Genomic DNA, 12,844 nt, shown 5'->3' with positions numbered 1-12,844 from the left:
TTATTAACTAAAAGAAAGCAGTCTTATTTAAATGTTGCTTCATAAGCAGCAGCTTTTTCATAGTCATATTGTTTTTCCCACTTACTGATAACAAGTACAGCAAGCGCGTTACCAACAACGTTCAACGCAGTACGTGCCATATCCATAATACGGTCAACACCAGCAATAAATGCTAAGCCTTCTACAGGAATACCAACACTACCTAATGTCGCTAATAACACTACGAATGATACGCCAGGAACACCTGCAATACCTTTAGAAGTAATCATTAATGTTACAACCAAAATAACTTGTTGGCTGATTGACATTTCGATACCGTAAAGCTGTGCAATAAAGATTGCTGCAATACTTTGGTAAAGCGTAGAACCATCAAGGTTAAATGAATAACCTGTTGGAATTACAAAACTAGAAATTGCTTTTGGCGCGCCATAAGCTTCCATTTTTTGCATAATACGCGGTAAAACTGTTTCTGAACTTGCAGTCGAATATGCCAAAATTAATTCATCTTTCAAGATCTTAAGCAAAGTAAAGATATTGATACTGAACATTTTTGCAGTTAAACCAAGTACCACTAAAGCAAAGAACAAGATTGCACCGTAAACCAATACAACCAATTTACCTAATGGAATAAGTGAAGCGAAACCGAAGTTTGCAACAGTTACAGCGATCAAACCAAATACACCCACTGGCGCATATTTCATGATGATGTGCGTTACGCGGAACATTGTTTCCGATACAGCATGAAATACATTTAATAATGGGTCTTTAGTTGTAGCTGGTAATGAAGATAGACCAATACCAAAAAGTACAGCAAAGAAAATCACTGGTAACATTTCGCCATGCGCCATTGAACTAATAATGTTCGTTGGGATAAGCGATAATATTGTCTGCATGATGCCATGAGACTGTGACTGAACTTCTTCAGTTGTATGCTTATATTGAGAAATATCTGTTTGAACCAGCTGAGACATATCAATGCCTGAACCTGGGTGGAAGATATTCGCTGCAACTAAGCCAACCAAAATAGCAATAGTAGTAATAATTTCGAAATAGAGAATGGTTTTAAAACCAAGACGCCCTAGACTTTTTGTACTGCCTACACCAGCAATACCTAAAATCAATGTAGAGAAAACGATTGGAATAACAATCATTTTAATCAGGCTAATAAAGATCTTACCTAATGGAGTAAGAACGTTATTTACAATGCTATCTTTGATTTCAGGCTGATTATGTAAAACAGCCCCGACAACTATCCCTAGGATTAAAGCAATTAAAATTTGCCACGCAAGGCTAAATTTAAAATTCTTCATAAGACAATCCTTATGCACCGCAAAGTATCAAATATGAGAGGGAGAAGAACACTATTTTTATAGTGAAACCTCAATATGTACACTAATTTCCAAACAGAAATTTAAATGCACAAGCAAATCACAACCCGCCGATCCGGCGAAGTAAACAACAATGCCTGTTGACGATCCAACATGTCAACGATCGGCACATTCTATTGAGATTTGCCAATTAAACAAGTCCAATTTATACCTAAATAGATCAAAGCCTATATTTATTCTTCAATAATCTATAAAAACAAAAACTTATTTAAAAAAAATTTTGTATCTATTTTCATTGAAAAAGGGCTCGGATATATAAAAAAATTTCTGGACTACTACCTATAATTAAATAGATTTTTAAATTAAGAGAACCTTAAAATATTTCTTTAATTTATAATTAATTAAATGGTACTTATATAAAATATCAACCCGAGTTCTGCGTCCTGCAAAACTCGGGTAAATGAGGTTGTGCTTTCAGGTTATATAATTCTTTTTATCGCTTCCGTTCTAACATCTTATCCGTGATGTCGTTCCATATCAGCTTAGTGCATCCTTACTTGGGATAATCCATTCCCGCTTCCGTGTGCCGATGAATGTAGAATACGGGTTTTAGCTCTCCCTGCCTATTGGACCTAGACTCAAATCTTTGTACGATATTGCTTACAACTCGCTTTTATATACTTTTCCCTTTATAAGGTTCTGTAATTTCATCAGTCACGACTTTTTCTTCTTTTTCAGCCTTAGCAATACCCTCTTGTATTGCAGCTTTAGCTTCTTTTGCATCTTCTTCAGTTTCTTCAACTTCTTCTTGAATCTGCTCAAATATTCGTCCTGTTTGTAAAACCACATAAACAGGAAAATGGTCCGATCCAATATGAGATAAACGTTGCATCTTTATCAAACCAAAATCTGTGCTATGAAAGATATGATCAAGTGACCAGCGTAATAAAGGATAGTCAGCATGAAAGGTATTAATAAAATGTCGTCCAACACGCGGATCGAGCAACCCACTAATACGTTGAAATAAACGAGTTGTGCGTGACCATGCGACATCGTTTAGATCTCCCATCACGATACAACTTTCATCTAGATCTTTAATCTGATCTCCAACAATTAAAAGTTCTGCATCTCGTAGTGTTGAATCTTTTGCTTCAGTTGGACTAGGGGGTTTAGGATGCAAACAGTAGAGCTGAACAGGCATTCCAGAGGGCAAGATTACAGTGGTATGAATAGAAGGAATTTCATTACTTAGAATGAATTTAACCTCTGTATTTTTAAGAGGGAGTCGACTATATAAATGCATGCCATACAAGTTATCCAGAGGGACTGGCACACGGTATGGATAATCTTCCTCAATTTCTTTTAATGCATTTTCCCAAGTCTTGTCAGTTTCTAACGTCAATAATAAATCAGGTTTTAATGTCCGCACATGCTCAAGTAATAAATGATATTTATCATTGGGTGTGAGTACATTAGATACAATAAGTGAAATTTGTTTTTGAGGATCTAATTGCTTTGGTTTAACTTTTTTAACCTGCTTTTTCCAAAACAATGTATAAGGTAAAACCATTTTAAGTTGATAAGCAAGTGCTGCGATAAGTACCGCAAGTAAAATCTCACGCCATAGATTCCATTCAGTTGGCCAAAACAACATGCCCATTAAAGCAATTAGCCCAACAAACAAAATTTGTAACCGTGGAAAATCAGCGCCTCGAAACCACCACTCATCACGAGGGATCAGTGACCAGAAAGTCAACCAAATCACCACTACAGACACAACTTCGATATAAATCATTGAAATTTCTCTTTTAAGATGATTTGTTTTTTAATGTTTTTGTCATCTTTATCAATTTTGTATGTAACATAAACAAGATATTCTACTCAATAAAATTGCTGTTTTGATTCTGTAACGCTTGCAGTTGTGAGCACTTTTGATACACTCAACTCCCCCTAACAATTTTAACGCACCGAGGCAAAATGACATGAAAGTAGGTCTGGTCGGTTGGCGCGGGATGGTCGGTTCCGTCCTTATGCAACGTATGGTTGAAGAGAATGATTTTGCTCATATTGAGCCATTCTATTTCTCTACCAGTAATGCAGGTGGTGAAGCTCCTTCATTTGGTGGTAAGACTGCTCCAGCACTTATGGAAGCTACAGACATTACCAGTCTGAAGCAAATGGATGTCATTATTACCTGCCAAGGTGGCGACTACACATCTGAAGTTTTCCCACAGTTAAAAGCAACTGGTTGGGATGGCTACTGGATTGATGCAGCATCTACTTTACGTATGTCTGATGATGCAATCATCGTTCTTGATCCAGTTAACCTTAACGTGATTAAAGACGGTTTAGCGAAAGGTACTAAAACTTTCGTTGGTGGTAACTGTACCGTATCACTTATGTTGATGGGTGTGGGCGCACTTTTCCAAAACAATTTGGTTGAGTGGATGACTGCGATGACTTATCAAGCAGCATCAGGTGCTGGCGCACAAAACATGCGTGAGTTGTTAACAGGTATGGGTTACTTATACAACAATACCAAGACTTTGTTAGATGATCCTAAATCTGCAATTCTTGATATTGACCGCCAAGTTGCTGAGTTACAACGTGGCGAAGGTTTCCCTTCTGCGAACTTTGGTGTGCCACTTGCGGGTTCATTAATTCCTTACATTGATAAACAGCTTGAAAGCGGTCAATCTAAAGAAGAGTGGAAAGGTCAAGTTGAAACCAACAAGATTTTAGGTAACTCTCAAATCGTTCCTATTGATGGTCACTGTGTTCGTATCGGTGCAATGCGTTGCCACTCTCAAGCATTAACGATCAAACTGAAAAAAGATGTTCCGCTTGATGAGATCGAAGATATGATTCGTAACTCAAACCAGTGGGCTAAAGTTGTACCAAATACACGTGAAGCATCGATGACCGATCTTACACCTGTAGCTGTGACTGGTACCTTAACTGTACCTGTAGGCCGTTTACGTAAACTCAATATGGGTAAAGAGTATCTCGGTGCATTCACAGTAGGCGATCAGCTACTTTGGGGTGCTGCTGAACCTTTACGTCGTATGTTACGTATTTTAGTTGAATACAAAAGCTCATAATTTGACCTGAATTATTCAGTCAAAATAAAAAGCCGATCACATTTGATCGGCTTTTTCGTAACTGGTTTGTGAAAAATTAACAATTTATTTACATTTCATTATTGTATAATTTTGAACGACTTTACGACTGATCAGGTCATGGATTGAGATGACTGCATATAACAAATTAAAAATTGCCATTTTCACCATTATGTCTTCGCCTTCTGTTTATGCGATTACATTAGATCCTATTCAAATTCAATCTGCACCTGGGGAATTACTTTATGCAGAAATGAATTTTCAGCAAGCGGATCCTAACACTCCCTTGCAAGTCAGTTTAGCCACTCAAGAAGATCTCAATGGTTTGGGAGTCACTCACCAACCTCCTGGTAATCTAAATTTTTATACACGTCAAAATGGCCAAGGTTCTGGCGTTATTGTGATTACCTCATCTCGTCCTATTATTGATCCCGAACTGAATATTGTCGTAAAAGTCAGTGAGGGTAATGCAACTCGCCTTCAACATATTAAAACCGTTTTAAAGCCATCGCCTATCAAAAAGGTAGCTGCTAACGAAACTCCACTTTCACCACAATTTATCGTAAATGAAAAAGACATTGCGTTAAACCTACCTGAAAGTACTCAGTATACACCTGCTGAGACAGCAACACCTGTAGCCGAAACTACAGCTAATGAGCGCAATCTAAACATTAGCACTGGAACTGCTCCTGCTTTGAATAACTCGGCTCCAGCAACGCCTTTTACCGAAAAACCTGCGACTCAAGCGCCACAGCAAACTATCGCAGCAATGAGTAATGAACCATCTGTTGTAGAAAAACAGCCTGCCGCTTCTCTTAAACCGAGCAGTGACAATCAAACAACTACAGTCAAAAAAGCGGCTCAACCTAAGCCTGCTCAACAAAAAAATGCATTAAGTAAAAATACACCGAAAAAGCAAAAAATCAGCACCTATAAAGGCCCAGCCCCTACAGGTAAATATGTCGTGCAGCGTAATGAATCTTTATGGACTATTGCCAATCGTATTGCAGCACAGACCAAACAACCTGTAGCTAAAGTCATGCGAGATATCCAAGCTCAAAACCGACATGCTTTTATTCAAGGTGATGTAAACCGTTTGCGTCAGGGAATTTCACTAAACTTAACAACAGCAAATACAGCTAAGGCTTCACATACAAAATCTAAATCGAGTGAAACTAATTTAGCAAAAGCATCTTCTGGTAGAGCTAAATATCGCTTACAACAAGCAGAAATGAGCATTGTGGCAGAGAACAGCCCAAATTCTACTCATGGAAGTGCAAAAAAGAGCACACAACAAGGTCAAAACAATACTGAGTTAGCAGTAAAAGTTATGACAACTCGAGAAAAAACCGTTACATTACAAAGGAATGTAACCAAACTAAATCAAACTTTAAGTTTAAAAGACCAACGTATTCAACTTCTGAATGCGCGTTTGGCAGAGTTACAACAGCAGTTAAAAGCACAGCAACAAACTCACAAGCAAAAACATTAAGTTAAAACCAGAGTTAGCTCGCTTTATATTGCAAAATTTTATTTTTTAAGGGGAAAGTAATGTTATATGTGATTCCGTTTATCATATTACTCGTGGTCGCCGTTGTTTTAAAAAAGCGTGAGAATGGCCAAAAACAAGAGACCACCTCCCCAAAAAGTATAAGTAAAAAATCGGGCAAAAAAGCGAGTGGTAAATCGAGTAAAAGCTCGCGCGAAAAAAGTAAAGCCAATGTAGTTGAAGAAGTCGCTCCTGCCCTTCCACAAAGTAGTCCTGTACCTGAGGCTGTTCGCCAAAATATTATACAACTCATTCGAGAAAAACAGTTTTCAGCAGCTGAAGCTCAAGTCAATCAGGCACTAAAAAAAGACAATACCCAACACGAATTGTATTTATTACTTCTTGAAGTTCATATTGCTCAAAAAGATGAATTTGCGATTCAACAACTTATTAGCCACATTCGCAGCTTGGCATTAAATGAAATAGCGATTAAAGCAGAAGCAAGACAAAAAGAATATGAGTCATCAAGACAACCTGATGCTATTGAGTTTCCTCAAGCTAAAGCACATGAAGAACCACAAGCTATATCGGACACAACTGCTCAGTTTGACCAATTAACAACAAGTTCTTCTGAGACTTCTTTTGATGACTTGCAGAAAGACTATGCTCCTGTAAAACAAGAACCTGCTGTTGAAGTTGAACCTTTAGAGTTTAACTTTTCATTTGAAAAAACTGCAACTACAGAAAATACCAGCCAACCTGTAGATAAATCAGAAGTATCAACATCTCAGCAAGTATCCGAAGTATCTTCATCTCAAGAAACAAATGAGTTAGCTGATTTAGAGTTTTCTTTTGACTTGGCACCTCTGCATGAAACTGAGAATAAGACTCAAGCAGTAGAGGTAAAAGCAGATCAAGAGAGTAGCATCAATGCATTAGATTTTAATCTTGACTTAAATCCTTCAAGTTCAGAAACGAAATCTGTTGAACAAGCTACATCATTAGATGAACTTACACTCGTAGAACAAGCTACATCATTAGATGAACTTACACTCGTAGAACAAGCGCCATTAGAAGCGACTTCTATCGCATCGCTTGAGTTTTCGTTGGATGAGCCTGCCTTAGTTAAAGCACCAGAGCTTGAAATTCAAAACCCTATAGATGTAGTAAATGAAGTTGTTACGCAAACTCAAATAGAAGATCCTCTTCTAGAAGCTTTTCCAGAATTAAAACAAGTAAATGAAAATGAGCTTGACTTAAAACTGGCTGAGCAATACATCAAATTTGGAGCGAACCAAGCAGCACGCAATTTACTACAGGCTGATGAGCAAAAATTCAACACAGAACAACAACAACATGCGAAAAACCTACTTAATCGCATAGCTTCTTAGAACTGTTCGATTTACCATAAGCAGTCAGAGATGACTGCTTTTTTATGCCTGCAAAAATATGAAAAAAATAGCCTTATTTTATATGGGTGGTACTTTTGGTTGCATTGGTGAACCTTTAGCTCCGATGCCTTATGACCAATTCTTGCCTCAACTGGAAAAAGTGATTCCCCCACACTTAACAGTCGACTGCTTTGCTGCACCCAATATTGTCGATAGCAGTGCATGTACGGCACCTGATTGGTTACGCCTCATTCAACGCATACAACAACTACAACTTGAAGGCTATCAACATTTCGTTGTTATTCACGGTACAGATACACTCAGTTATGCAGCTGCAACCCTAGCCCGCTTTTTAGGCCAAAGCTGTCATATTGTGATTACTGGTAGCCAATACCCGTTACTCAATATTCAAGGTGATAATACTCGTGAATTTACTGATGCAATTGAGAACTTATATCTTGCATTAGAACAAGTGATTGCCCTACCTGTAGGTGCATATCTTGCATTCCATCATCAAGTATTCCATGCACAAACTGCTTTAAAAACGCATACAACTGAACTCGATGCATTTTCAGGTTTAAGTAGTGAAGTTGAGTTTACGCCTCAGCAAAATGAATTAATCGTACAAGATGCTCAAATTGAAAAAGCTGCTTCATTCCAAATTTTAAACTGGATGATGCAACCGATTGCAACACAGCACTTGGTACAGCAATTACGTCACTTACTTCCTGCCCCACCACACTTTTTGGTGTTACAAGGCTTTGGTACAGGCAATATCGCAGTAAACCCTGAACTATTGGCAACCTTAGATGAACTGTATGCTCATGGTTGTGTTCCTATCTTGGCGACACAGGTGACCTTTGGCGGCATTGATCAACGTTATGCAATTAGTGCTTGGGCCAAAACTGCAAAAATTGTCATTAATGATGCGCATAGTCATGCAGATCTTTATGCAAAAGCACTCCAAATCTATTTAAAATACCCAACCCCAGAACAATGGCTCAGCCATTGGAATGAAAATTTGCATTAAATAGAGGTAAAGCTATGCAACGTTATGCGGTCGGTATTGAGTTTAGCGGAGTTCAATATCGAGGATGGCAAACACAACAGCCAGGCGTTGCCAGCGTTCAGGAAACCATTGAGCGTGTACTCAGCAAAATCGCAGATGAACCTATTGCACTTCACGGTGCGGGCCGAACAGATGCGGGAGTACATGCAACGAATATGGTGGCACACTTCGATACGAACGCCATTCGTCCAGAAATGGGATGGTTGAGAGGAGCAAATAGCCAGTTACCTAAAGATATTTCCATTCAGTGGATTAAACTGATGGATGAAAACTTTCATGCACGCTTTAAGGCGACGGCTCGACGTTACCGCTATGTTATTTATAACGCTCCTTGTCGCCCAGCCCTCTTACATAAACAGGTCACGCACATTTACCAACAGCTAGATGTGCAAAAGATGATTAAAGCTGCCAGCAAATTTGAAGGTACGCATAACTTTGAAACCTTTCGCGCAGCAGCATGCCAGTCCAATAAGCCTGTACGACATGTAACGCATTGCCGTCTATTTGAACATGGCCGCTACTTGGTCTTAGATATTCAAGCAGATGGTTTTTTACACCATATGGTGCGTAATATTGTCGGATGCTTACTCGAAATTGGTCAAGGTATGTATGAAATAGACCATATCGATGCGATGTTTGCGGCACAAGATCGTAAAGCTGCAGGTGTCACTGCTCCACCTGATGGTCTCTACTTTATTCAATGTTATTACCCTGAGCAATTTGACTTGCCACAGCCACCACTTGGACCACATTGGCTAAACCTACCTGAGTAGGCTTAACCAATTTTAGTATTTAACGGTGTTGTTTACGCTTACGGTACTCAACTGGTGTTTCATTGGTCCAGCGTTTAAACGCACGATAAAATGTACTTGGTTCAGAGAAACCCGTTAAATACACAATACGCTCTACGCTCTCACTGGTATTTGCCAAAAGTTTTTTAGCCAAACGACAACGGTAGTCAGAAAGTATTTGCTGAAAACTGGTATTCGCTTCACTTAACTGTGTCCGTAAACGGCGCGGTGTAATATTTAATTGTGCTGCTACAGTTTCTAGCGTAGTTTCTCCACTTTCAAGTGTCGAACCAATCGCACGGCGAACTTCACCTACTAAATCATAACGAGCCAGTTCTTGTAACTTTTCAATTGCGAGCTGCTCATGCAATTGCAATAGTTCAGGTTCTGCTTGCCAAAGTTGGAAGTCTAAAATGGCAGGGTCAAAATATAGCCTTGTTTCTTTCTGACCTAAACTTACTGGGCAGCCATAAACGCGGAAATATTCATCTTCAGAAGCACCTTCACTGAAATTAAAATCGATGAAGATCGGATGAAATTGCCCTTCGGTAATAAATTTGAAGAATCGAAGCACACCTGAAATCGCACATTCTGAAAAATGACGATTAACCAGATTATCAGCACCAATTTGTTCACCATTGGTCAAATAACAACGTCCATCTTCGACGACCAGTTTTGCATCAAATGCATCACTAATGAGACGTTGGTAAGCCAAAGCTCGTTTAAGCCCTTCACCAAAGGTTTCACTACTAATAAATAAGTGTTCAATGACCTGACCACGGTATAAAGGCAAATGTTCACCTAAATGCAAACCGATGTCCGGGTCTTTACTGACTTCCTGAGCAGCAGTCCAAAAGGCATACTGTGCACTTAACGGAGTACGTGCATTGGTATCGACCTGATTTAAAGCGACTCCCGCTTTAGTTAATATTTCTTCTGTTGGCAATCCTGCACGACGAATTGCTTGATAGCCAAAACGTAATACAACTGATGCATCTGTTAGCTGACCCACGCAGTGCCCTTCCATGTAGATACTTCATTGATACTTAGGAGCTGTTGACTCTTTTTTCATGAACAGTCCCTAATAACTATGATTTTAGATTAGCGTTGATTGACCAAACTGACAACAGAATTAGAGTTGTTTTGTGAAAAAAATTACATCTTTTTTTACTAGTCATAGTTTAACCAGATGCTTTAACAAGAAGATGTCTATCTTGTTTTTTTTAAATAAATTGACTATAATTTGCGCCTTTCCAATTTGATCATCAGGTAGGCTATGGCCAATAAAGAGGAACTCATTGAGTTCGAAGGCGTTGTCACCGAAACGCTTCCTAATACGATGTTCCGTGTACGTCTTGAAAACGGTCACGAAGTTATTGCACACATTTCTGGTAAAATGCGTAAACACTATATCCGTATTCTTACTGGCGACAGTGTGAAAGTCGAAATGACTCCATATGACTTAACTAAAGGTCGTATTACGTACCGTGCTCGCTAATTAGTGAATGCAAAAAAGCCACATCATGAAGTGGCTTTTTTATTGCGTTATTTATTCACTTAATCGACTGGTTTTACAACCAACTGTTTGGCATTCACGTAATCTTTCTTGTAGCCAATGGTTTCTTTCCTGCGTTGTCTGTAAACGACACTGCACGTCTACACTATTTCTATTTGAATCTGTACATTCAGCATCACGTTGACGTATCCAAGCAAGCTGAGACTTCTTAAGCGTACTTCGTTGCGCTGTATTCAATTTTGCTCTTAATGCCTGATAGTTTTTATTTAGATCAGCATCAGCACTCGCATAGATTTTATTTGTACAGTAAATATCATCATAGGTATTACGCGTAGTGTCACAGTTATCGGCATATACCGCTGTTACTCCAAAGCTGCATAAAAATGCTAAAAGTATTTTTTTCATCATGTTTTCCTTAAGTTTTTTACGAAATAATTATAAAGCCTTTTGGATATGAGTATGGATTCCTAGATAAACTCATCCTCCATTTATCATAAACTTCCTTTTTTTCTTTACAAGCTAAGCAATCCAACCTACCGTTATCTAATAATAAATATAATTTGATAGAGAGAAAAATGAATATACAGACCCTATGTCGAATAAGTTTGCTCTCAGTGATGCTTATTTATTTGAACGGTTGTGCAACTGATCCACACCAATCTGTCGGCTTACAGGAATATTTAAAAAGCTTTCTTGGTAAGTCATCTACCACTATTCAGCAAGAATTAAACTTACGTAGCCTTGGTTTTCAAATTGCTCATGTTCCCGAAAAAACATCAAATCAACTCATCTACACAATTTTACGACCATTAAGTATTCCCATTCCTATGGTGAGTAATCTTGAAATGGGTGGTAATCCCGTCCCTATTCAATCGGGGGCTTTAGGGAGCAATTCTTACGATATTAATTTTAGTTGCAAAGTTATTTTTCAGCTTAAAAATGATATCGCTGAATCAATCCAATATCAGGGCAAAGCCTGTTAAAACCTTTCAACAATAAAAAAACGCGGCTTAAAGCCGCATTTTTTTAGCAAAATAGCAATTAAGCAAGAGCAGCAACAACTGCTTCGCCCATCTCAGCTGTACCTACCTTAGTCATGCCTTCAGACATAATATCGGCTGTACGGAAACCTTGATCAAGTACTTGCCCTACCGCATCTTCAATTGCTTTAGCAGCAGCTTCTTCACGGAATGTATAACGAAGCATCATTGCAACAGAAAGAATCGTTGCTAATGGGTTTGCTACATTTTGCCCCGCGATATCAGGTGCTGAACCATGACAAGGTTCGTACATGCCTTTGCCACTTTCATCTAAAGATGCTGATGGCAACATACCGATTGAACCTGTAAGCATTGCTGCTTCATCAGACAAGATATCGCCAAACAAGTTACCAGTAACAATCACATCAAACTGTTTTGGCGCACGGACAAGCTGCATTGCTGCGTTGTCTACATACATATGTGAAAGTTGAATATTTGGATAGTTCGCTTGCTGTAAGTCAGTAACCGTTTGCTTCCAAAGCTCTGTCACTTCTAAAACGTTTGCTTTATCTACTGAACAAACTTTACCACCACGTAATCCTGCAAGTTCAAAAGCCACTTTGGCAATGCGCTTAATTTCACTTTCAGAATAAACGTCAGTGTTATAGCCTTGTTTTTCACCATTTTCGAGTTCACGAATACCACGTGGCTGACCAAAGTAGATACCACCAGTAAGTTCACGAACAATTAAAATATCTAAACCAGAAACAATCTCAGGTTTTAAACTAGAAGCATCGGCTAATTGTGGATATAAAATCGCTGGGCGCAAGTTAGCAAACAAGTTAAGTTCACTACGAATTTTTAAAAGACCACGTTCAGGGCGAATAGAACGTTCAATGGTGTCCCATTTTGGTCCGCCAACGGCACCTAATAAAATGGCATCAGCTTTCTTTGCTTGCTCGCTTGTTACAGCTGGGTACGGTTCACCATGAGCATCAATCGCTGCACCACCCAATAGGCCATGTTCCCAAGTCAACGACAAATTAAATTTTTCATTTACTTTATTTAATACTTTTTCTGCTGCCCCAACAATTTCAGGACCAATACCATCGCCAGCCAAAATTAAAATCTGTTTAGACATGAAGTTTTCCATTTTCAAAG

At 38.7% G+C, this 12,844-nt stretch carries 12 protein-coding genes; 7 read left to right on the top strand and 5 right to left on the bottom strand.

Features of this window, described 5'->3' with window-relative positions; genetic code table 11:
• Positions 1 to 23: 23 nt before the first annotated feature.
• The gene (gltP, locus tag B554_RS0110640) at positions 24 to 1,310 is read right to left on the bottom strand and encodes a glutamate/aspartate:proton symporter GltP (RefSeq protein ID WP_004698899.1); all 1,287 of its coding nucleotides are present in this window, start codon (positions 1,308 to 1,310) and stop codon (positions 24 to 26) included.
• Between the two features lie 691 nt (positions 1,311 to 2,001).
• Entirely contained in the window at positions 2,002 to 3,123 is a 1,122-nt protein-coding gene (locus B554_RS0110635) for an endonuclease/exonuclease/phosphatase family protein (RefSeq protein WP_019458034.1), read from the bottom strand.
• A 187-nt stretch (positions 3,124 to 3,310) separates the two neighbouring features.
• Between B554_RS0110635 and asd the strand changes: the two genes are divergently transcribed.
• The 5 genes from asd (at position 3,311) to truA (ending at position 9,169) form a co-directional block, all read left to right on the top strand.
• Entirely contained in the window at positions 3,311 to 4,429 is a 1,119-nt protein-coding gene (asd, locus tag B554_RS0110630; protein ID WP_002053322.1) for an aspartate-semialdehyde dehydrogenase, read from the top strand.
• A gap of 148 nt (positions 4,430 to 4,577) precedes the next feature.
• On the top strand, positions 4,578 to 5,939 hold the full coding sequence (locus B554_RS0110625) for a FimV family protein (protein WP_019458033.1): 1,362 nt from the start codon (positions 4,578 to 4,580) through the stop codon (positions 5,937 to 5,939).
• A gap of 59 nt (positions 5,940 to 5,998) precedes the next feature.
• Entirely contained in the window at positions 5,999 to 7,327 is a 1,329-nt protein-coding gene (locus B554_RS0110620; protein ID WP_019458032.1) for a hypothetical protein, read from the top strand.
• A gap of 58 nt (positions 7,328 to 7,385) precedes the next feature.
• The gene (locus B554_RS0110615; protein ID WP_019458031.1) at positions 7,386 to 8,357 is read left to right on the top strand and encodes an asparaginase; all 972 of its coding nucleotides are present in this window, start codon (positions 7,386 to 7,388) and stop codon (positions 8,355 to 8,357) included.
• A 14-nt stretch (positions 8,358 to 8,371) separates the two neighbouring features.
• On the top strand, positions 8,372 to 9,169 hold the full coding sequence (gene truA / locus B554_RS0110610; RefSeq protein ID WP_019458030.1) for a tRNA pseudouridine(38-40) synthase TruA: 798 nt from the start codon (positions 8,372 to 8,374) through the stop codon (positions 9,167 to 9,169).
• A 19-nt stretch (positions 9,170 to 9,188) separates the two neighbouring features.
• On the opposite strand, the gene B554_RS0110605 is transcribed toward truA, so the two are convergent.
• Positions 9,189 to 10,199: an AraC family transcriptional regulator gene (locus tag B554_RS0110605; RefSeq protein ID WP_004883404.1), complete on the bottom strand. Its 1,011-nt coding sequence runs from the start codon at positions 10,197 to 10,199 to the stop codon at positions 9,189 to 9,191.
• A 264-nt stretch (positions 10,200 to 10,463) separates the two neighbouring features.
• Between B554_RS0110605 and infA the strand changes: the two genes are divergently transcribed.
• Positions 10,464 to 10,685 (top strand): translation initiation factor IF-1, encoded by a 222-nt coding sequence (infA, locus tag B554_RS0110600; RefSeq protein WP_001284370.1) that lies wholly within the window; start codon positions 10,464 to 10,466, stop codon positions 10,683 to 10,685.
• Positions 10,686 to 10,736: 51 nt separating this feature from the next.
• On the opposite strand, the gene B554_RS0110595 is transcribed toward infA, so the two are convergent.
• A complete protein-coding gene (locus tag B554_RS0110595) occupies positions 10,737 to 11,111 on the bottom strand; it encodes a lysozyme inhibitor LprI family protein (RefSeq protein ID WP_081400361.1) in 375 nt (124 codons plus the stop codon).
• A gap of 167 nt (positions 11,112 to 11,278) precedes the next feature.
• Here B554_RS0110595 and B554_RS0110590 point away from each other — a divergent pair, with 167 nt between their 5' ends.
• Positions 11,279 to 11,686, top strand: a complete 408-nt coding sequence (locus tag B554_RS0110590) for a hypothetical protein (RefSeq protein ID WP_019458028.1) — start codon at positions 11,279 to 11,281, stop codon at positions 11,684 to 11,686.
• Between the two features lie 58 nt (positions 11,687 to 11,744).
• Here the strand turns inward: B554_RS0110590 and leuB are convergent, their stop codons facing one another.
• Positions 11,745 to 12,824, bottom strand: coding sequence for a 3-isopropylmalate dehydrogenase (leuB, locus tag B554_RS0110585; RefSeq protein ID WP_019458027.1), 1,080 nt, complete (start codon positions 12,822 to 12,824; stop codon positions 11,745 to 11,747).
• Positions 12,825 to 12,844: the final 20 nt, after the last annotated feature.

Source organism: Acinetobacter sp. GG2 (genome assembly GCF_000292385.1).
Classification (GTDB): Bacteria; Pseudomonadota; Gammaproteobacteria; order Pseudomonadales; family Moraxellaceae; genus Acinetobacter; species Acinetobacter seifertii.
This window is presented reverse-complemented; position numbering and strand designations above follow the sequence as displayed.